General features: G+C 70.4%; 21 protein-coding genes, 1 tRNA gene and 1 pseudogene. 17 read left to right on the forward strand and 6 right to left on the reverse strand.

Going from position 1 to position 20,349, the window contains the following annotated elements; translation table 11 throughout:
• Window positions 1–81: 81 nt before the first annotated feature.
• Together RR1_RS22380 and RR1_RS16935 are read right to left on the reverse strand one after the other, a co-directional pair.
• Entirely contained in the window at window positions 82–414 is a 333-nt protein-coding gene (locus RR1_RS22380; protein ID WP_010840078.1) for a hypothetical protein, read from the reverse strand.
• A 41-nt stretch (window positions 415–455) separates the two neighbouring features.
• Window positions 456–1,448: a prephenate dehydrogenase gene (locus RR1_RS16935; RefSeq protein WP_238559087.1), complete on the reverse strand. Its 993-nt coding sequence runs from the start codon at window positions 1,446–1,448 to the stop codon at window positions 456–458.
• Window positions 1,449–1,515: 67 nt separating this feature from the next.
• On the opposite strand from RR1_RS16935, the gene RR1_RS16940 reads away from it, so the two are divergent.
• The 5 genes from RR1_RS16940 (at window position 1,516) to RR1_RS16960 (ending at window position 4,021) form a co-directional block, all read left to right on the forward strand.
• On the forward strand, window positions 1,516–2,091 hold the full coding sequence (locus RR1_RS16940) for a tRNA adenosine deaminase-associated protein (protein WP_010840076.1): 576 nt from the start codon (window positions 1,516–1,518) through the stop codon (window positions 2,089–2,091).
• Window positions 2,092–2,101: 10 nt separating this feature from the next.
• Window positions 2,102–2,566 (forward strand): nucleoside deaminase, encoded by a 465-nt coding sequence (locus RR1_RS16945; RefSeq protein ID WP_010840075.1) that lies wholly within the window; start codon window positions 2,102–2,104, stop codon window positions 2,564–2,566.
• Between the two features lie 102 nt (window positions 2,567–2,668).
• Complete coding sequence (locus tag RR1_RS16950) at window positions 2,669–2,860, forward strand: CsbD family protein (RefSeq protein WP_010840074.1); 192 nt, start codon at window positions 2,669–2,671, stop codon at window positions 2,858–2,860.
• A gap of 65 nt (window positions 2,861–2,925) precedes the next feature.
• Window positions 2,926–3,016: transfer RNA gene (locus RR1_RS16955), tRNA-Ser, on the forward strand.
• Between the two features lie 282 nt (window positions 3,017–3,298).
• A complete protein-coding gene (locus tag RR1_RS16960; protein WP_040775280.1) occupies window positions 3,299–4,021 on the forward strand; it encodes a hypothetical protein in 723 nt (240 codons plus the stop codon).
• An 86-nt stretch (window positions 4,022–4,107) separates the two neighbouring features.
• Here RR1_RS16960 and RR1_RS16965 read toward each other — a convergent pair whose 3' ends face one another.
• The gene (locus RR1_RS16965) at window positions 4,108–4,386 is read right to left on the reverse strand and encodes a hypothetical protein (protein WP_010840071.1); all 279 of its coding nucleotides are present in this window, start codon (window positions 4,384–4,386) and stop codon (window positions 4,108–4,110) included.
• Between the two features lie 82 nt (window positions 4,387–4,468).
• Between RR1_RS16965 and RR1_RS16970 the strand changes: the two genes are divergently transcribed.
• The 6 genes and pseudogenes from RR1_RS16970 to RR1_RS16995 all read left to right on the forward strand — a co-directional run bounded on the left by RR1_RS16970 (window position 4,469) and on the right by RR1_RS16995 (window position 12,530).
• Window positions 4,469–5,146 (forward strand): YceI family protein, encoded by a 678-nt coding sequence (locus RR1_RS16970; protein WP_010840070.1) that lies wholly within the window; start codon window positions 4,469–4,471, stop codon window positions 5,144–5,146.
• 46 nt (window positions 5,147–5,192) lie between these two features.
• Window positions 5,193–5,663, forward strand: coding sequence for an RrF2 family transcriptional regulator (locus RR1_RS16975; RefSeq protein WP_010840069.1), 471 nt, complete (start codon window positions 5,193–5,195; stop codon window positions 5,661–5,663).
• A 77-nt stretch (window positions 5,664–5,740) separates the two neighbouring features.
• A complete protein-coding gene (locus RR1_RS16980; RefSeq protein WP_051111324.1) occupies window positions 5,741–6,388 on the forward strand; it encodes a TetR/AcrR family transcriptional regulator in 648 nt (215 codons plus the stop codon).
• Window positions 6,389–6,458: 70 nt separating this feature from the next.
• Complete coding sequence (locus RR1_RS16985; protein ID WP_010840067.1) at window positions 6,459–8,795, forward strand: MMPL family transporter; 2,337 nt, start codon at window positions 6,459–6,461, stop codon at window positions 8,793–8,795.
• An 83-nt stretch (window positions 8,796–8,878) separates the two neighbouring features.
• Window positions 8,879–10,611 (forward strand): annotated as a pseudogene (locus tag RR1_RS16990) (ABC transporter ATP-binding protein).
• A complete protein-coding gene (locus RR1_RS16995) occupies window positions 10,608–12,530 on the forward strand; it encodes an ABC transporter ATP-binding protein (protein WP_010840065.1) in 1,923 nt (640 codons plus the stop codon). The pseudogene RR1_RS16990 and the gene RR1_RS16995 overlap by 4 nt, the downstream one beginning before the upstream one ends.
• A 32-nt stretch (window positions 12,531–12,562) precedes the next feature.
• Here the strand turns inward: RR1_RS16995 and RR1_RS17000 are convergent, their stop codons facing one another.
• Window positions 12,563–13,549 (reverse strand): ArsR/SmtB family transcription factor, encoded by a 987-nt coding sequence (locus RR1_RS17000; RefSeq protein WP_010840064.1) that lies wholly within the window; start codon window positions 13,547–13,549, stop codon window positions 12,563–12,565.
• 39 nt (window positions 13,550–13,588) lie between these two features.
• Window positions 13,589–14,397 (reverse strand): IS5 family transposase gene (locus tag RR1_RS17005; RefSeq protein ID WP_143153881.1). Its coding sequence is split into 2 segments (ribosomal slippage): window positions 13,589–14,058 and window positions 14,058–14,397, totalling 810 coding nucleotides; the frame shifts between segments, so codons are not numbered across the junction.
• 158 nt (window positions 14,398–14,555) lie between these two features.
• Here RR1_RS17005 and RR1_RS22385 point away from each other — a divergent pair.
• On the forward strand, window positions 14,556–14,732 hold the full coding sequence (locus RR1_RS22385; RefSeq protein WP_169847056.1) for a hypothetical protein: 177 nt from the start codon (window positions 14,556–14,558) through the stop codon (window positions 14,730–14,732).
• Here the strand turns inward: RR1_RS22385 and RR1_RS17020 are convergent, their stop codons facing one another.
• Complete coding sequence (locus RR1_RS17020) at window positions 14,733–15,059, reverse strand: ArsR/SmtB family transcription factor (protein ID WP_010839758.1); 327 nt, start codon at window positions 15,057–15,059, stop codon at window positions 14,733–14,735.
• Between the two features lie 117 nt (window positions 15,060–15,176).
• Between RR1_RS17020 and RR1_RS17025 the strand changes: the two genes are divergently transcribed.
• The 5 genes from RR1_RS17025 (at window position 15,177) to RR1_RS17045 (ending at window position 20,337) form a co-directional block, all read left to right on the forward strand.
• Window positions 15,177–16,793, forward strand: a complete 1,617-nt coding sequence (locus RR1_RS17025) for an ABC transporter substrate-binding protein (RefSeq protein ID WP_010839757.1) — start codon at window positions 15,177–15,179, stop codon at window positions 16,791–16,793.
• A 68-nt stretch (window positions 16,794–16,861) separates the two neighbouring features.
• Window positions 16,862–17,815 carry an ABC transporter permease gene (locus RR1_RS17030; protein WP_010839756.1) on the forward strand — a complete coding sequence of 318 codons (954 nt, stop codon included), beginning with the start codon at window positions 16,862–16,864 and terminating at the stop codon, window positions 17,813–17,815.
• 28 nt (window positions 17,816–17,843) lie between these two features.
• On the forward strand, window positions 17,844–18,665 hold the full coding sequence (locus tag RR1_RS17035; protein ID WP_040774870.1) for an ABC transporter permease: 822 nt from the start codon (window positions 17,844–17,846) through the stop codon (window positions 18,663–18,665).
• Entirely contained in the window at window positions 18,662–19,591 is a 930-nt protein-coding gene (locus RR1_RS17040) for an ATP-binding cassette domain-containing protein (RefSeq protein ID WP_010839754.1), read from the forward strand. Before RR1_RS17035 ends, RR1_RS17040 begins: the two co-directional genes overlap by 4 nt.
• The gene (locus tag RR1_RS17045; RefSeq protein WP_010839753.1) at window positions 19,588–20,337 is read left to right on the forward strand and encodes an ABC transporter ATP-binding protein; all 750 of its coding nucleotides are present in this window, start codon (window positions 19,588–19,590) and stop codon (window positions 20,335–20,337) included. The genes RR1_RS17040 and RR1_RS17045 overlap by 4 nt, the downstream gene beginning before the upstream one ends.
• The last annotated feature ends 12 nt before the right edge of the window (window positions 20,338–20,349 follow it).

Genomic DNA, 20,349 nt, shown 5'->3' on the forward strand with positions numbered 1-20,349 from the left:
CGCCTCACCCGCCCGCGCTCGGGCCGCGGGTCGCGGGTGGGCGTCGCCAACCGAGCGGTGGGCGGGTCGTCGCCACGCGAGTCAGTCATCGTCGTGGTCGTCCCAGTCGTCGCCGTGGTCGCCGTGGTCGTCGAGGTCGTCGTGTGGGTCGAGGTCGTCGAGGTCGTCGTCACCGGGTGCCGGGGGATGGACCGGGCCCGGCGCCGGTGGCGGCGCCGGCTCGCTCGGCGCGGGCGTCGGTGCGTCGGGGGAGTCGCGTGGGGCGGTCCCCTGCGGGGACGGATTCACGCTCACCGAGACGGGTGCCGGGTCGAGCGACGGCTCGGGTGAGCGTGTGACCAGGAAGCTGGCGAGTACGACGACGACGGCGCCGATCACGACGGCGAGGGCGGCGAGCGAACGGGATCCGGACATGCACGTCACTATGCCGACCGGCGATGACGGCGCGATGAGGTCTACATGAAGGAATCTTCATCCGGTCGGTGCAGCCGCCCGCCGCGTCGTCCGGCGTCCCGCATGCGTTCGGTCCAGCCGTCGCTGCCGGGCACGATGCCCTCGACAACGGTGTGGGTGCGCTCGTCGTAGCGCGTGCGTGCCGTGTGTCCGGCCGAGACGAGCGGGGCTGTCGACGACTCCTGGGCGAGGGTGTTCCGTGCATCGCGCAGCAGCGTCAGTGCGTCGTCGAGCGCGACGAGCAGGGCGTCGCGGTTTCCCTCGCACATCGCGTTCACCAGTCCGGGCGCCGTCGCGGCCACGCGCGTGCCGTCACGGAACGATCCGGCGGCGAGCCCGAGCGCGAGCGGCCCGCCCGCGTCCGCGGTGACGGCGAGCGCTTCGGCGAGCAGATGCGGCAGGTGCGAGATGCGGGCGACGGCGTTGTCGTGCTCGACGGCGGCGGCGGGGACGACGACCGAGCCGCAGTCGAAGGCGAGGGCCGCGACCTGGGTCCAGACGTCGGGGTCGGAGTCGTCCTCGGTGCCCACGACCCATACGGCGTCGCGGAAGAGTTCGGGGAAGCCCGCACCCCAGCCGGATTCGGACGTTCCGGCCATCGGATGGCCGCCGACGTAACGGCCGGTGAGGCCGTGCTCTCGGGCGGCGGCGAGGACGGCGGTCTTGACGCTGACGACGTCGGTCACGGTCGCGTTCGGGGCGTGCTCGGCGATCGCCGCGAAGGCCTCGTCGACGGCAGGAGCGGGCACCGCGACGACGACGATCGCGCGCTCGCGATCGGCTCTGCGCAGGGCGTCGGCGAGGTCGGTCCCGGCGTCGTATCCGTCGGCGACGGCGGCGTCGGCGGTCGCAGCGGAACGGGCGTGGCCCCAGGCGGTTCGTCCTGCGGCGCCGACGGCGCGCAGCAGTGAGCCGCCGATCAATCCGAGTCCCAGGACGCACACCGGCGGCCGGGGATCGTGCGGGGACGGCAGGCCTGACGCTGTGCTCGACACGATCACAGGTTGGCACAATCACGCCGGGACTTCATATCGCGGTGGCCGGAGCGCTACGGTTGCGCCCATGGGTGCACAGAGCACGGGTCGCGACGGCGGAGACGGGCGCGGCAGCGCTGCGTCGGGTGCCGGCAGCGCCTCGTGGGATTCCTCGGACGACCTCGAGGGATTCGGAGTAGCAGTGGTTCTCGAGGAGAGCCGTTGGAAGGTCGTGGCGCTCGCCTCGCGCGCGCTCGTCTCGCTCACCGACGCCGAACGCGAACTGCGCGAGATGCGTAGCGAAGGCGCGTATTTCGGGCTCCTCAACGTCGACGACGAGTTCCTGATCGTCGCGCGTCCCGCACCGGCGGGGACGCGCCTTCTTCTGTCGGATGCCACCGCCGCACTCGACTACGACATCGCAGCGGACGTCCTCGAGCGTCTCAACATCGATCTGCCCGACCTCGACCCCGACGAGATCGACGACGTCGAGCCGTGGGAAGAGGGCGACGGCGCGATCCTCGCGGATCTCGGGATGCAGGAGCCGGTCCTCGCCGTCATCGTCGGCGATTCGAGCCTGTACCCGGACGAGCAGATCACGCAGATCGCGCAGACGCTCGGCTTCGGGTCGCAGCTGACCGCGGTGCTCGAGCGCTCGCGGTGATCGCACTCCCGTGAGCGTCACCGACGACGAACGCATGGTCCGTGCTGCGCTCGCGGCGGCGGAGGAGGCGGACGCCGCCGACGTTCCGGTGGGTGCCGTCGTCTTCGACGCGGACGGCGGCGTCCTCGCGAGTGCGGCCAACGCGCGCGAGCGGCTAGGGGACCCGACCGCGCACGCCGAGATCCTCGCCCTGCGCGCCGCGGCCCGGGCCCACGGCGACGGCTGGCGGCTCGGCGGCACGACGCTCGCCGTCACCCTCGAACCGTGCACGATGTGTGCGGGAGCGATCGTGCTGGCGCGCGTCGAGCGCGTCGTGTTCGGGGCGTGGGAGCCCAAGACCGGCGCCGTCGGGTCGCTGTGGGACGTCGTGCGCGACCGCCGGCTGACGCATCGTCCGAAAGTTCGTGGCGGAATTCTCGAAGACGAATGTGCAGGTAGGCTCGCGGATTTCTTCGCCAAACATCGGTTCGAGTGACCTTCGTCACCGCAGAGCCTGGCCGACGTGCGGGATTCGTGCTTGTGTGGAGTGGAGGGTCCGATATCACGGACCACGTCACACGAACCACGAGGAGGACTCATGGGTATCGGAGACAAGGCGGAGAACAAGGCCGACGACCTCGGCGGCAAGGCGAAAGAAGCCGTCGGCTCGGCGACCGACGACAAAGACCTCGAGAACGAGGGCAAGGGCGATCAGGTCAAGTCGTCCGTGAAGGACGCCGGCGAGAAGATCAAGGACGCCGCGAAGGACATCAAGGACAAGCTGTCCTGATTCCCTGCATCTGGCGCTGACCAGGCGATTTAGTGCTCCAGCGGCCGTCATGTACATTTGTTGGCGGTGGCGTGTCCGAGCGGCCTAAGGAGCACGCCTCGAAAGCGTGTGACGGGTAACCCCCGTCCGAGGGTTCAAATCCCTCCGCCACCGCCACGAAGTCCCCCACCCGTTCGGGTGGGGGACTTCTTCGTGTGTGGGCATTTCCGTCGATGTCCGGACGTGTCGGACCCTCCTGCGGCGCCGTCCTCGCCGCTTCGGTGTGGGGCGGGTACGTCGCGACGATCGCGGTGTGTACGGGACCTACCGACCGGCATCGCTCGACCGAGGGCACCACCCACACGCGTGCTGCAGCACCGCCGGGTGCGAGGATGTCCCGGCGGCGGAAGGGTCCGTCCGCGTCGGGGACGCGGGATGCGTCCGCTCGAAGGGGGAGAGATGAACATTCGATCGACCGGCCGTGTCCGGGTTCTCGCGTTCGCTGCGACGACGGCGGCAGCACTGGTGCTGTCCGGCTGCTCGAGCGACGGCGCGACCGAGGCCGGGGCCGATCCCGCGGCGAGCAGCGAGTTCCAGGACGCGTCGTCGCCACGCGAGAAGCTGCTCGCGGCGATGAAGGTGACGAACTCGCTCGATCCCGTCCGGCTCGACACCGAGGCCAACGGCGCGCACATCACGGGCCAGATCTCGCGCGAAGAGGGCGTGCAGTACATGCGCACGGGCGTTCCGGGCGCCGGCGAGCAGGAGACGCTGGTCATCGGCGACGACACGCTCATGCGCTACTCCGATGTGCCCGAAGGCTTCCCGTTCACCTCGGGCACCTGGTACCGCGTCGACGCGAACAGCCCGCTGGGTATGCAGTCGGCACAGCTCGCGGCCGCATCGGCCGACCCCTACGCCTCGCATGCGGCGGTCGAGGACGCGCTCGTCGACGTCACCGAGACGGGCACCGAGACGATCCACGGCGTGGAGACGACGCACTACGTCGCGACCCTCGACCTCGACGCCTACGTCGCAGCGTCGCTGCAGGCCCTGGGATCGGAGGTCGATCCCGCGCAGATCGAGCAGATGAAGGCGCTCATGTCGCCCGGGGCGAGTTCTGGGTCGACGGCGACGGCCGCGTCGTCCAGCAGGTCATGCAGGGCACCACGCTCACGATGAGCGGCCACGGCGAACCGCTCGACGTCCCGGACGTCGACCCCGCGACCGCGGAGCTCATGCCTCTGCAGTGATCGCCGCGCCCGGCGTCACGGGCGGGGCACGAACGCGAACCACATGTCGTCGCCGGGATACTCGGCGTCCTTGTACTCGAGCGCGAGCCGCCGATCGTCGAAGATGTCGAACCACTGATCCCACGTGAGATGTTCGATGTCGGCGCTCGGCGGCCCGCCCGCGAAGTCGACGCGCAGCACGCCCCCGGGGCCGTCGGACTCGGTGGCGGGCACGCGCGCGGGGAATCCGTCGTGACCGTCGACCCACCGCCGGATGACGTCGTGATCGCTCGTGGTGGTCGTGTCGTCGCTCATCGCAGCTCCCGTCGTTCGTCCGCCACAGCGGACCGGTCGATTCCGGACAACCCGGCCTGCTCGTGGAACTAGCCTGGCACCCATGAGGTGGCTGTGGTGGCCGATCGCACTCGCCGCGCTCGCCGTCGTCGTCGCCGTGATCGGGCCGTGGGCGTATTCGCGCTTCGTCGTGGGTGAGACGGGGGCCGCGGCGTCCTTCGAGGTGGGCGGCAACACCGGGGCGCCGCAACCCGGCCGCTGGGTGGTGGTGACGGGCGCGGGCGGCCCGCAGACCCAGGTCGGCTACACCGCGCGGGTGCGCGGTCCGGGTGCACCCGAAGCGCCCGTCAGCGGGTCCACCGGCTACGTCTCGGGGTCGGTGATCCTGGCCGGCGACTTCGTCATGCAGTCCGACATCGCCGTCGACGTCACGACGGTGACGAGCGATTCGGAGCAGCGCGACAACATCTTTCGGACGTTGCTCGCGGCCGACGCCGATCCCGTCGTGCGGTTCGTCTCGACGGAGCCGATCGACATCGGCTCGGTTCCGCTCGACGGCAGGCCGGGAACAGTCACGGCGGCAGGCGAACTGATCGTCGCGGGGCAGCCGCATCCGGTGCGGTTCGACATGCAGGTGTTGCGCCCCGGCGCCCAGCTCGTCGTGGCGGGTTCGGTGCCGGTGCGCTGGAGCAGCTTCCTCGGTGCCCCGCTCGCCAGCGGCGAGCGCAGCGTCGAGGACGCGGGCACGATCGACGTGCGGCTGACGTTCGCACGCGGCTGATCGTAGGTATTGCCGTATTTCCGGTCGAAATGATAGGGATTGTCGCGTGCACATCACCGCGCGAGGCGACTACGCGCTGCGCGCGCTCGCCGAACTCGCCGCCGCGGCCCCCGCGCCGGTCAAGGCCGAGCGGCTGGCCGCCGCACAGGCGATTCCCCACAAGTTCCTCGAGTCCGTGCTCGCCGACCTGCGGCGCGGCGGACTCGTGCTCAGCAGGCGCGGGCCCGACGGCGGGTACTGGCCCGCGCGGCCTGCCGAGGAGATTTCCGTCGCGGATGTCGTCAGGGCCGTCGAGGGTCCGCTGGCGTCGGTACGCGGCGAGCGGCCCGAGGACGTCCGCTATCCGGGTGCGGCGGCGTCGCTCGTCGACGTGTGGATCGCGGCGCGCGTGAATCTGCGGGCGGTGCTCGAGAACATCACGATCGCGGACGTCGCGACGGGGGAGCTGCCCGCGTTCGTGGGGGATCTGGCGTCCGATCCCGGCGCGTGGCATCGTCGCGCCGATCACGTCGGGTGAAGTGGGTCACCACGGCGCCACAGGGTGACCCAACGCATAAAACTGCATGACTATGCAAAGTTTCCGGGTACTGCAAAATGTGTACCCTCGGACGAGTGACCGCAGAAGCCGACCTCCCCGCGACGGGAGAACACGCCGGGCTTCGTGACCGCAAGAAGGCCGCGACGCGCACCGCGCTCGCGAACGCCGCGGTGCGCCTCGTGCGCGCCTCGGGAATCGAGGCCGTCACAGCCGAGATGATCGCAGCGGAAGCCGGCGTGTCGACGCGGACCTTCCACAACTACTTCTCCAGCAAGGAAGAAGCGGTCCTGCACTACTTCGAGAACTACGTCCGCGACTGGGTCGACGAGTTCCGAGCCCGGCCCGCCGACGAACCGATCTGGGACTCGATCGAGGCCGTCGTCGTCGACGTCGTCACCGATCCCGATCGCCCGCTCGAGGAGACCGTCGAGATGCTCGGGATGTGCGAGTTCAATCCGACCCTGCTCGCCAAGCAGGTCGAGACGAACTCGCGGGTCTCGCGCATGCTCGGCGAGGTCATCGCCGAGCGCACGGGAACGAACCCCGACACCGACCTCTACCCGACTCTCGTCCACACCGCGGTGGGTGGCGCGTGCAAGTCCGCGCTCGACCTGTGGATGAGCGGCCGCTCGACGGCGAGCGGCCCCGAAGAGCTCGTCCGCGACGCTCTCCGCCAGATCCGATCGGGACTCCCGGAGCCCTGATCGCCGCGGTCGCCGGCACGGCCGGGGCCCGCCCAGACCCACCCACTCACCGACATCAGGAGCTTTCGGCATGGCCACCTATCTGTACCGGATCGGCCGATTCGCCTATCGGCGAAAAGGCGTGGTCCTCAGCGCGTGGCTCGCGCTGCTGGTGCTCGTCGGAGTCGCCGCCGCGACCCTGTCGGGTCCGACGAAGGACTCGTTCGAGATTCCCGGCACGCCCGCGCAGCAGACGCAGGACCTCATGGCCGAGCGGTTCCCGCAGGCTGCGGGCAGCGACCCGATGAACGCGCTGTCTGCGCGCTACGTCTTCGCCGCCCCCGAGGGGCAGACGTTGGACACGCCCGAGAACGTCGCGGCGATGAACGCGGTGCTCGACGAGATCCGCGGAATCTCGCTGCTCCCCGACGCCGCCCGCGGCGAACCGTCGCCCGAGAACCCGGCCGCGCTGGTCGATCCCGTCGTCGCCGACCAGCAGATGCGGATGATGGCCGAGGCCACCGCGCAGGAACAGGGCATGCCGGTCGAGGCCGCGCTCGCGAACGCGCAGGCGCTCTCGCCGCTCAGCGAGGACAGGACCGTCGGCTACGTCGAGGTCGCCCTCGACGGCGAGTGGGCCGATCTCACCCCCGAGATCAAGCAGGAGATCACCGATGCGGCCGAACCCGGCCGTGACGCCGGACTCGACGTCCAGGTCGGTGGCTCGGCGGCGCAGGACACCGAGATGCCGGGCGGAACCGCCGAGCTGATCGGCATCGGCATCGCCGCGATCGTCCTCGTCATCATGTTCGGTTCGCTCGTCGCGGCCGGTCTGCCGCTGATCACCGCGATCATCGGTATCGGCATCAGCAGCCTCGCCATCACGACCGCGACCGGCTTCACCGAGCTCAGCTCGATGACTCCGACGCTCGCGATCATGATCGGTCTCGCCGTCGCGATCGACTACTCGCTCTTCATCCTCTCGCGCTACCGGCACGAACTGAGCGTGGGAACCGACCGCGCGGAGGCGGCCGGGCGTGCCGTCGGCACTGCGGGTTCGGCCGTCGTGTTCGCCGGCCTGACGGTCATCATCGCGCTCACCGCGCTGTCGGTGGTCGGCATTCCGTTCCTCACCGCGATGGGCCTCGCCGCTGCGTTCGCGGTGTTCATCGCCGTGCTCATCGCGCTCACGCTGCTGCCGGGCATCCTCGGCCTGTTCGGTGCCAAGGCGTTCGCCGGCAAGGTCCCGTTCCTGTCGGGCCGCGACCCCGACGCCGACGACGCGAAGCCCGGCTTCTCGTCCCGTTACATCGCGGCAGTCGTCAAGCGGCCGATCGTGCCGCTGATCGCCGGCGTGCTGCTGCTCGCGATCGTCGCGCTGCCCGCGACCGGGCTGCGGCTCGCGCTGCCCACCGAGGCCACTGCCGACCCCGCGACGTCGTCGCGGCAGGCGTACGACCTCATGAGCGAGGGTTTCGGCCCCGGCAAGAACGGCCCGCTGCTCGTCGTCGTCGACGCGCAGGACGCGTCGGTGCCCGAGCAGGAGGCGTTCGGCGCGGTCGTGTCGAGCATCTCGGCCGAGGACGACGTCGTCAACGCGCAGATCGTCGGCGTCAACGAGGCCGGTGACACCGCGCAGATCCTGGTGACACCCGCGAGCGGGCCGAGCGATCAGGAGACGATGACGCTCGTCGACACGATCCGTGGTCACGAGTCGGCGTTGCACGACGAGATCGGGGTGAACTACGGCGTCACGGGCCAGACGGCGATGGAACTCGACGTCTCGGACACGCTGCAGGGGGCGCTCGCGCCGTACCTCGCGGTGGTCGTCGGGCTCGCGTTCATCCTGCTGATGCTCGTCTTCCGCTCGATCCTGGTGCCACTGACGGCGACGCTCGGCTTCCTGCTCAGCGTGCTCGCGACGTTCGGTGCGACGGTCGCGGTGTTCCAGGAAGGCAGGGGCGGGCTGATCTCCAACCCGCAGCCGATCGTGAGCTTCATGCCGATCTTCCTCATCGGTGTGGTGTTCGGTCTCGCGATGGACTACCAGGTCTTCCTCGTCACCCGCATGCGGGAGGAGTACGTCCACGGCGCGGCCCCGAACGACGCCGTCCGGACCGGCTTCGCCCACGGGGCCCGGGTCGTGACGGCCGCCGCGGTCATCATGATCTCGGTGTTCGCGGCGTTCATGTTCGAGGACAACGCCCTCATCAAGTCGATGGGCTTCGCCCTCGCCGCCGCGGTGTTCTTCGACGCCTTCATCGTCCGGATGATCATCATCCCGTCGGTCATGTCGTTCCTCGGCGACAAGGCGTGGTGGCTGCCGAAGTGGCTCGACAAGATCCTGCCGAACGTCGACGTCGAGGGCGAGAAACTGCGTCGCCACCTCGACGCGACACGGGAGGAGTCCGAGCCCGCGCGCAGCTGACGCGGGCGAGGAGAAACTCGTCGATCCGGGGCCCCGCGAACGGGTAGCGTCGTCGCAATGACGGTGCGTTCGCGGGGCCCCGCGTGTTGATCCCACTGCTGACCCGGTTCCTTCGCGGGTACCGCCGGAACTGCTGGCGGTGCTCGCCTTCCAGTTCGTCGCGACGGGCGCCGCGCTGTATCTGCCCAGCCTCAATGCCGATCTCATCGACGACGGCGTCACGCAGGGAGACATCGGCTACATCGCGTCGACGGGCGGCGTGATGCTCGCCGTGACCGTCGTGCAGGTCCTGTGTTCCGTCGGCTCGGTGTACTTCGGCGCCCGCGCGGCGATGGGCTTCGGCCGTGACGTGCGCGGCGCGATCGTCGCGCGCGTCGGATCGTTCTCGGCCCGCGAGATGGGGACGTTCGGTGCGCCGTCGCTGATCACCCGCAGCACCAACGACGTGCAGCAGGTGCAGATGCTCGTCGTCATGAGCTGCCCAATCCTCGTCATGGCGCCGATCATGTGCATCGGCGGCATCGTGATGGCGGTGCGGCTCGACGGCGGTCTCGCGCTCGTGCTGGCCGTGACGGTGCCCGTGCTGGCCGCCGTGATGACGGTCGTGATCGCCAAGATGATTCCGGCGTTCCGGCAGATGCAGACGCGGATCGACGCCGTCAACCGCATCCTGCGCGAGCAGATCACGGGTATCCGCGTCGTGCGCGCGTTCGTGCGGGAGGGATTCGAGGAGAGCCGGTTCGCGGACGCGAACGAGCGGCTCACCGACACCGCGCTGCGCGTCGGGCGGCTCATGGCGCTGATGTTCCCGTCGGTGATGCTCATCGCGAACGTCACGAGTGTCGCGGTCATCTGGTTCGGCGGTCATCGCATCGAGTCGGGGGACATGCAGGTCGGTGCGCTCACCGCGATGCTCGCGTACATCATGCAGATCCTGATGTCGGTCATGATGGCGTCGTTCATCGCGATGATGGCGCCGCGTGCGGCGGTGTGCGCCGACCGCATCGGCGAGGTCCTCGGCACCGAGCCGACGGTGCGGGCGCCGAGCGATCCGGTGACCGCCCTGCGCGAGCCGGGCGTCGTGGAGTTCCGGGCGGCCGAGTTCACCTTCCCCGGCGCGGACGATCCCGTGCTGCGCGACATCACCTTTCGCGCGCAGCCGGGCGAGACGACCGCCATCATCGGCGGCACCGGCTCGGGCAAGAGCACGCTGCTCTCGCTCGTCCCGCGGCTCATGGACGTCACCGGCGGAACCGCCCTGGTCGGCGGTGTGGACGTCCGGCAACTCGACCTCGACGTGCTGCGGTCGGGCATCGGCTTCGTCCCGCAGCGGCCGTACCTGTTCAGCGGCACCGTCGCCTCCAACCTCCGGTACGGCGCGCCCGACGCGACGGACGAGGAGCTGTGGCACGCGTTGCGCGTCGCGCAGGCGGCCGACTTCGTCGCGAAGATGCCGAACGGCCTGGAGAGCCCGATCGCGCAGGGCGGCACGACCGTCTCGGGCGGTCAGCGGCAGCGGCTCGCGATCGCCCGCGCGCTCGTCCGCCGTCCCGACGTGTACCTGTTCGACGACTCGTTCTCGGCGCTCGACCTCGAGACCGACGCGCGGCTGCGGGCGGCGCTCGCTCCGGAGACACTCACCGCGACGGTGATCGTCGTCGCGCAGCGTGTCTCGACGATCATCGACGCCGATCGGATCGTCGTGCTCGAGGACGGCGCGATCGTCGGGCTCGGCACGCACAGCGAACTGCTGGAGACGTGTCACGAGTACGCCGAGATCGTCGAATCGCAGCGCGCCGTGCAGGAGGCGTCGTGACTCGCCCGGGCCCGGCCGCGCGGCCGGCGGGTGCGCCGCCAGCGGAGAAGGCGAAGGCGCTGTGGCCGTCGACGAAGCGGATCCTCGGACGGCTGCGGCCGCACCGGATGCTCGTCACGGTCGTCCTCGTGGCGTCGGCGGTGTCGGTCGCGTTCATGGCCGTCGCACCCCGCATCCTGGGGCACGGCACCAACATCATCTTCGACGGCGTCGTCGGCTCGATGCTCCCCGCGGGCACGACGAAGGAACAGGCCGTCGACGGGTTGCGGGCGAGTGGGCAGGGTCAGCTCGCCGACATGGTCTCGGGCATGGACGTCACGCCCGGCGCGGGCATCGACTTCACGGAACTCGGCACCGTCCTGCTCGGCGTGCTCGCGCTCTACGTCGCGTCGAGCGTGTTCGCGTGGTGCTCGGCGTACGTCCTCAACATCGTGGTGCAGTCGGTGATCCGCCGGCTGCGCGCCGAGGTCGAACGCAAGGTGCACCGGTTGCCGTTGCGCTACTTCGATTCCCATTCGCGGGGCGATCTGCTGAGCCGCGTCACCAACGACATCGACAATCTGTCGCAGGCGATGCAGCAGACGATGAGCCAGCTGATCCAGTCGGTGCTCACCGTCGTCGGCATCCTCGCGATGATGCTCGTGATCTCGCCGCTGCTCGCGATGATCGCCGTCCTCACGATCCCGGTGTCGGTCGTCGTGACGGCACTCATCGCGCGGCGGTCGCGGCGGCACTTCACCGATCAGTGGCGGTCGACGGGCGTCGTCGGCGGGCAGGTCGAGGAGGCGTTCACGGGACACGAACTCGTGACGGTCTTCGGCCGGACGGACGAGGTGCAGTCGCGGTTCGACGACGAGAACGAGCGGCTCTACCAGGCGAGTTACCGCGCGCAGTTCGTGTCGGGGCTCGTGATGCCGGCGGTGATGTTCCTCGGCAATCTCAACTACGTCGCCGTCGCCGTCATCGGCGGTGTGCGCGTCGCGTCGGGCACGATGACGCTCGGCGACGTCCAGGCGTTCATCCAGTACTCACGGCAGTTCACACAGCCGCTCTCGCAGATCGGGTCGATGGTCAACCTGCTGCAGTCGGGTGTCGCGTCCGCCGAGCGCGTGTTCGAGGTGCTCGACGAGGAGGAGGAGATCCCCGATCCGTCGACCGCGAAGAGTCCCGAGACGCGCTGCGGGCGCGTGGTGTTCGAGGACGTCACCTTCCGGTACGACCCCGACGTGCCGCTGATCGAGGACCTCTCGCTCGTCGCCGAGCCCGGGCAGATGGTCGCGATCGTCGGGCCGACGGGCGCGGGCAAGACGACCCTCGTGAACCTCGTTCTCCGCTTCTACGAACTGGATTCGGGGCGCATCACGCTCGACGGCGTCGACATCGGCGACATGACCCGCGACGATCTGCGGTCGCGGATCGGGATGGTGCTGCAGGACGCGTGGCTGTTCGGCGGCACGATCCGCGACAACATCGCGTACGGCAATCCCGATGCGACGGAAGAGGAGATCCACGAGGCAGCGCGCGTGAGCTTCGTCGACAGGTTCGCGCATTCGCTGCCCGACGGGTACGACACCGTCCTGGACGAGGACGGCGGCAACATCAGTGCGGGCGAGAAGCAGCTCGTGACCATCGCGAGGGCCTTCCTCGCGAAGCCGTCGCTGCTCATCCTGGACGAGGCGACGAGCTCCGTCGACACGCGGACCGAGCTGCTCGTGCAGCACGCGACGGCGGCGCTGCGCACCGATCGCACGAGTTTCGTCATCGCACACCGACTCTCGACGATCCGCGAGGCCGACCTCATCGTCGTGATGGAGGGCGGGCAGATCGTGGAGAAGGGGACGCACGACGACCTGCTGGCGTCGCACGGCGCGTACTACGACCTCTACAACAGCCAGTTCGTCGGCGCTTCGCGCTCGTGAGTGATCTTTCGGTGTGGGAGCCGGAAATTCACTCACGAGCGGCGTAGCCGCCTCCCCGTGTCGGTGAGGCGGTAGAGGACCTCGCGGCCGTGGCGGGTGCGGTCGACGAGGCCGTTGTCGGCGAGCACTCGCAGGCTCTGCGAGACGGCGCCCGCCGTCACCCCCAGATGCTGCGCGAGCTGCGTCGTCGACGACGGGCTCTCGTCCAGCGCGACCACGATGTGCGCCTTCGCGGCCCCGATGAGCCGTTCGAGCGCTGCCGGCGGGCGCTGGACCTGCCGTTCGCCCAGTTCACCCGCCCCGCGCACGGGATACGAGACCCACGGTGCGGAGGCGAGCGGTGAGGCCCACGTGATCGGTCTGAGGACGAAGGCGCTCGGCGTCAGCACGAGCCCCTCTCCGGTCTCGGCGACGGTCGTCGTACTGTGGCAGGCCGAGTCGAAGGCGACGCCGCCGTCGTCCAGCCACGTCAGCGACGGCGAGATGCCGGCGAGTGCCCGGCCCGCGCCCCCGAGGCCGAGTTCGCGGCCCCGGTGTGTCACGTCGGCTTCGAGGATGCGCAGCAGGACGGGCCAGATCGGGGCGATCGCCGCGTGCCAGTAGCGGTGCAGGGCTTCGGCGATGAGAGTCGCGGCCTTCTCGGGGTCGTCGAGCAGGGTGCGCAGCGTCGGGCCCGGCTCCTCGTCGGACAGCGTGAGCAGATCGCGGACGACGACGTCGGCCGGCGTCGCCGCGATCGTCTCGCATTCGTCGTCGAGCGTCGGCCGGGCGCGACCGGGCAGTGGAGTGATGAAATCGGGAAGGCGGTGGGCAGTCGTCGAGGTGAGGGCGAACAGCGTGTCGACGTCGTACTCGCTGCTGCGGGCACGCGTGTCGCGCAGCCAGCCGGCGAGGTGCGGCAGCGGGCCGCACCCGGTGTCCGTCAGCACCCACAGGCTCAGCGCCGCCTCGTTGACCGGGGAGATCGCGAACCGCGTGCGGGCGAGTTCGTCCACCGACAGCCGGTACGTCAGCGCCATCGCGCACCTCTCGATTGAGCCGTCACCTAACTGATCGTTTCAGAATGACTTTCGTAGTCGCCTCAAACAGATGATGCTGCACGCGAGTTCGAGCAGGCCTTGGTGAAGGTTCGCATGTACCTCGGAACGTGTTCGCAGACGCTTGAATTGGTGGAGCCAGGCGAAGGTTCGCTCGACGACCCAGCGAACTTTCCCGAGACCCGAACCGTGTGCGACACCGCGGCGAGCGATCATCGGAGTGATGCCCTTTCCGCGGAGCAGGTTCCGGTACTTGTCGTAGTCGTATCCTCGGTCGGCGAACAGCCTACGAGGCCTGTTCCTGGGCCTACCGCGACGGCCACGGATGCGGGGGATCGCCTCGACCAGCGGCATCAGTTGGGTGACGTCGTGTCGGTTTCCGCCGGTCAGCGACACTGCCAGGGGTGTTCCGTGTAGGTCGACGATCACATGGTGTTTGCTGCCGGTGCGGGCGCGGTCGACCGGGGACGGACCGGTGTGATCCCCCCTTTGAGGGCTCGCACGTGCGAGCCGTCGATGGCGACGTCGTTCATCTCGAGCAGGTCGGCGGCCCGCAGCTCCGCGAGGAGCGTTTCGTGCAGCCGCGCCCACACCCCGGCCTCGGTCCATTCCCGCAGCCTGCGCCAGCAGGTCACGCCACTGCATCCGATCTTCTCGGCGGGGACGTCACGCCAGGCGACATTGGTGCGCAAAACGAACATGATGCCGGCCAACGCGACTCGGTCGTCGACCGGCTTGCGCCCCGGGTGTCGGTAGCGGCGAGCAGATCTGGGCGGGAGCAGGGGTGCTACCCGCTCCCACAGATCGTCAGGAACAAGATCAACAGGCACCGGCAACACGGTGCCCGAAACCCGCGCAGGGCACCATCTGCCACGCCGAACTCATTCTGAAACGATCAGTAAATGAGTATCGCTGGCCAGTCTAGGTCGGTCTACTGATGCACATGAACGAATATCGCGACTTCAGACACCTCACGGAAGGCGGCGGGATGGCTGCGGCGAACGCCCGGCTCGCCGATCTCCACGACGCCGCGCGGTGCCGCAACGTCGTTCCGCGGCGGTCGTTCTCGGTCCGTTCGCGGATGGCGGCGACGCTGCGGCGGACGGCGAACCGGATCGAGCCGTGTGTCACGCAGCCGTGCGGCTCCGCGGGCCGTGCTGCGTGATCAGCCCGCGTGGTGGTCGTGCCCGTGCACCGCACCCATGACGTGGAGCAGCGAGTGCACGGTCTCGTCGATCAGCCGGTAGCGCATCTCGCGGCCGTCCCGCTCCGCGCTGACCCATTCGTGGTGCCGCAGCAGCCGTAGGGCGTGCGACACGGCGGTGGGTGTCATGTCGACGGTCTCGGCGAGGTCGCCGACCGTGATCGACTCGACGTGGTGCAGGCAGTGCAGGATCCGCAGCCGGCCCCGGTCCGAGAGCAACTCGAAGCGGCGCGCCCACCCGTCGATGTCCGGGCCGGTGAGCGCGCGTGAGGGATCCGGATCGTGCACGCGCCCGATCGTATCTCCCGCCCGGGGATCGGGCGCCACGCGTCGCGGACGGGGGACACGTGTGGTCGAATATCTGAACACCTGATCATATGTTCCGATGACGACACGGGGACCTCGTTGACCATCACCGCTCCACCTGCAGTCGCGCGCGCCGGAGTGCTCCTGCTCGCAGGGGGGCTCGCCGTCGCCGGATGCGCGGCGCCCGACGACGGCGGCAGCGCCTCCACCTCGATCGTCCTCGCCGACGGCTACGAACTCGGGGGATACAACCCCGTCGCAGGTCACGGCGAGGCCGGCAACTCCCGCATCTACGACGGCCTGCTCCGGCTCGCGAGCGCGGGTGAGGCGATGCCCGAGTTCGAGCCCGCCCTCGCCGCGGAGCCTCCGGTGGCCGATCCGTCCGGACAGGTGTGGACGGTCCGGCTGCGCGACGGCGTCTCGTTCACCGACGGCACGCCGTTCGGCGCCGACGACGTCGTCGCGACCTACGAGGCGATCCTCGATCCCGCATCGGCGTCGCCGCTCGCGAGTTCGTTCGAGATGCTCGAGTCCGTCGCCGCACCGAGCGCCGACACCGTCGAGTTCCGGCTGAAGTATCCGTACGCCGCGTGGCCGACGAAGATGCTGCTCGGCATCGCGCCGTCCGAGCGGCTCGCTCCGGGCCCGGCCGAGGCGTCCGCGTTGAACACCGAACCCGTCGGCACCGGCCCGTACCGGCTGACGTCCCTGCGTGCGGATCAAGCCGTGTTCGAGGCGAACCGGGACTACTGGGACGGCGCGCCCGGGGTGGAGACGCTGACCGTCGTCCACGTCCCCGACGACAACGCACGCGCGCAGCGGGTCGCCGCGGGCGAGGTCGACGGCGCGAATCTGCCTCCGCTGCTGGCGGATACGTTCAGCGGGCGCGGTGGCCTCGAGGTCGACGCCAACACCTCGGCCGACTGGCGTGGCATCTCGCTCGCGCCGGACGGGCCCGTGACATCGGACCCCGCGGTACGGACGGCGCTCAATCTCGCCGTCGACCGCGATGCGATGGTCGACGGCATCCTCGCCGGGTACGGCCGCGCGGCCTCGACGCCGATCCCCGACGTCTACGGCGACGCGTACGACCCGAGTGCCGTCTTCGCGCACGATCCGCAGCGGGCACAGCAGATCCTCGACGACGCCGGGTGGCGTGCGGGTGCGGACGGCATGCGCGAGCGCGACGGCATCCCGGCGCGATTCACTGTCATGTACTTCCCCGAGGACACGCTGCGGCGCGATCTCGCGCAGGCGTTCGCGTCCGATGCGCACGAGATCGGGATTCGCGTCGACCTCGATGCCGCCGACCGATCCGTGCTCCCGCAGCGACTGCCCCGCGACGCCGCGATGCTCGGCGGCGGCGATCTGCCGTACGACCCCGACACGCAGGCGTACGCGACGCTGCACTCGTCGTACAACGCGCCGGGGGTCGGCGGCGCCTACGACAACGCCTCGGGGTACGTGAATCCCGAGGTCGACGCCGCGCTCGACGCCGGACGCCGTTCGCTCGACCCCGCCGAACGCGACGCCGCGTATCGCGAGGTGCAGCGCGCCTACGTCACCGATCCCGGGTACGTCATGCTCGTGTTCCTCGACCACACGTACGTACGGACGGCGTCGGACTGGGCCGGAATCGAGCCGATCCTCGAGCCCCACAGCCACGGCGTGGACTGGGGCCCGTGGTGGAATCTGCGGGAGTGGCGGCGTCCGTGACGAGGCTGCGTGAACGCAGCGCCGTGGCCGACGTGCCGCGGCGCGCACGCGACCGGGGTATCGGACGAATGGTGTTGCGCCGCATCGCCTTCGTCGTCCCGCTGCTCGGCGTCGTCTCCGTCGGGCTGTTCGCGCTCGCGTCGCGGTCGCCGTTCGATCCGCTCGCGGGCTACCTCGGCGACCGCTACCTGACGGCGTCCGACGCCGACAAGGCGAGGATCGCAGCCGAACTCGGTGTCGACGACCCGTGGTGGGCGCAGTACGGCCGCTGGATCGGCGGCGTTCTGTCGGGTGATCTCGGCATCTCCCGGTCGTTCGGGATGCCGGTCGTGGACGTCGTGACGCAGCGCCTTCCGTGGACGATGCTGCTCGGGATCACGGGACTCGTCGTCGCGGCAGCGCTCGCACTGGTCCTGGGCGTCATGGCGGGTGTGCGCCCGCGCGGCGCGATCGACCGGATCGTCTCGCCGTTCGCCACGATCGTCGCGTCGACGCCGCCGTTCGTCCTGTCGCTCGTCGCGATCGGCGTCCTCGCACTCGGTCTCGGGTGGCTGCCGACCGGCGGGCTGACGGCACCCGGCGAGGATCCGACACCGGGGGCGGTCGCGCGTCATCTCGTTCTTCCCGCCGCCGTCCTCGCGTTGTCGCAGGTGCCGTGGCTGCTCATGGCGGTACGGCAGTCGGCCAGGGCGGCGATGGCGTCCGACGCCGTGCTGGGCGCCCGCGCGCGGGGGATTCCAGAGCGCACCATCGTGCGCCGCCACGTCGTGCCCACCGCGCTCGCGCCGTTCGTCACCGTGATCGGCCTGCGCCTGCCGGAACTCGTCGTGGGCGCGGCGATCGTCGAAGAGGTCTTCTCGTGGCCGGGCCTCGCGGGTGCCGTCGTGACGTCGGCGCGCGAGCTCGACTTCCCGCTGCTCGCCGTCCTGACGCTCGGGACGACGCTCGTCGTGCTGCTCGGGTCGCTGCTCGCCGACATCGCGTACGTCCGGCTCGATCCGAGGGTGCGGGCCGATGCGTGACCGAAACCCGATGCGTGACCGAAACCCGATGCGTGACCGAACGCTGATCGTCTCCGCCGCGGTCCTGGCGGTGATCGTCGGGTACGCGGTGCTCGTGCCACTCGTCTCGGGTGGGTCGGGCCCGTCCGTGGACTTCGGGTCCGCACGGCTCGCGCCCGGCCCGGACCACTGGTTCGGGACCGACGGTGCGGGCCGGGATCTGTTCGTCCGCACCGCCGAGGGCTTGCGGATCTCGCTGATCGTCGCGGCTGTCTGCGCGCTCGCGTCCACCGTGATCGGAACGCTCGTCGGCGTCGCGTCGGCCGCGCTCGGCGGGACGGTCGACCGGATCGTCATGCGCTGTGTCGACGGGGTCAACGCGTTGCCACACCTGCTGCTCGGCATCGCGATCGTCGCGTTCTATCCCGGGAATCTGCTCGCGATCATCGCGTCGATCGCGCTCACCCACTGGACGCAGGTCGCGCGGATCGCGCGGGCGGAGGTGCTCGCGTTGCGCGACAGCGAGGTCGTGGCGGCGGCGCGGCTCGCGGGCGCGACGCCGTGGCAGATCGTGCGGCTGCACCTCGTCCCCGCGGCGGGTTCGCAGGCCGTCGTCGCCGTCGTGATGCTGCTGCCGCACGCGATCTGGCACGAATCGACGCTGTCGTTCCTCGGCCTCGGCCTGCCGCCGGACCGCCCCTCGCTCGGGACGCTGCTCGACGAGGCGCGCTCGTCACTCCTGCTCGGCGGCTGGTGGACGCTCGCCTTCCCCGCGGGTGCCCTCGTCGTGACGACGCTCGCCGTCGCGGGACTCGGAAGCGCGGCGCGGCGCGTCGTGGCTCCGCTCGAACGGGAACGGATTCCGTCGTGACGTCGCTGAACCTGGAAGGACTGTCCGTCCGTATCGCCACGCATGCCGGGGACGTCCCCGCCGTGAGCGACGTGTCGCTGACCGTCGCGGGCGGCAGCGTACACGCGCTGGTGGGCGAATCGGGCTGCGGCAAATCGGTTCTCGCCCATGCGTGTCTCGGCCTGCTGCCCGCATCGGCGCGGGTCGACGGACGGGTGCACGTCACCGACAGGACGGGCTGTGTCGTGGATCTGCGTGACGACGCGGCCGCGGCCCGTGCGCGCGGTGGCGTCGTCGCCCTCGTGCCGCAGTCGGCGGCGACGCATCTGACTCCGGTGCGCACCGTCGGGAGCCAGATCGCCGAGACCGCCGAGGTGCACGGCAGCGGGCACGCCGTCGCGGGGTTGCTCGCGCGAGTCGGGCTGCCGCCGAACGTGGCCGAGCTGTACCCGCACGAGTTGTCGGGTGGGATGAGCGCGCGTGTCGCGGTCGCGTGCGCGCTCGCGGGCGACCCCGACGTCCTCGTCGCGGACGAGCCGACGGCGAGCCTCGATCCCGCTGCGGCGCAGGCAATGACGGAGTTGCTGGTGGACTGCGCGAGCGGCGGGGCCGCCGTCCTCGTCGTGACGCACGACCTCGCGCGCGTCCACGCCTGGGCAGACGCGATCTCCGTGATGTATGCGGGCCGGATCGTCGAAACCGGGCCTGCTGCAGCAGTTCTGGGCGACCCGTGGCACGACTACACCCGCGCGTTGCTCGCGGCGCTGCCCGCGAACGGGCTGCGTCCGATGCCCGGTTCGCCGCCGGATCTCACCGCGCTCGCGCAGCACGGGATGACCGACGAGTGCGTGTACCACCTGCGCGATCCCGCGACGACGCAGTCGGGCGGGCCGACCGCACTGCGGTGGACCGGGATGCGCGCGGTCCGGACGCGGGTGCTCGCATGACGGGCGAGCTGCGCGCCGACGGCGTCCACGCGGGCTACGACGGCACGCCCGTGCTGCGTGGCGTCGGCGTCGTGGTGCCGCCGGGTGCGACGACGGCGCTGACCGGGGCGTCCGGAAGCGGGAAGACGACTCTCGCACGGGTGCTCACCGGACTGCACTCACCGGCGCGCGGCGTCGTCACGATCGGTGGGCGACCACCGCGGCGCGGCGAGATCGCGATGCTGTTCCAGTCGCCGCGGCGCGGCGTCGACCCGCGCTGGACGCTGGAACGGATCGTCGGCGAGCCGCTGCTGCTGCGCGGTGTGCGGCGGGCGCAGCGGCGCAGGGCCGTGGCCGCAGCGGCCGAGCGTGTCGCGCTGACCCCCGACCTGCTGGCGCGCCGTCCGCACCAGGTGTCCGACGGGCAGCTGCAACGCGCATGCCTGGCGCGCGCCCTCGTCCAGGAGCCGCGCTACCTCGTGTGCGACGAGATGACCTCGATGCTCGACCCCGCGACGACGGCATTCCTCGTCGGCGTGCTGCGCGAGCAGGCCGCGCAGGGGACGGGAGTTCTCGCGATCAGCCACGACCACGACCTCGTCGCGGCCTGGGCCGACACCGTCGTCGATCTCGCGGCCCTGGCCACCACGCCTGCCACCACCACGCCTGCCACCGCCGGGCCTGCCGCCACCTCACCCGACCTGCCCGAATCACCCCTTCCCCGTGGCGCAATGTCACATCGTGCGCGTTCGGGGCACACGAGGTGACACTGCGGCACT

This window comes from Rhodococcus rhodnii NBRC 100604 (assembly GCF_001894925.1).
GTDB classification, from domain to species: domain Bacteria; phylum Actinomycetota; class Actinomycetes; order Mycobacteriales; family Mycobacteriaceae; genus Rhodococcus_F; species Rhodococcus_F rhodnii.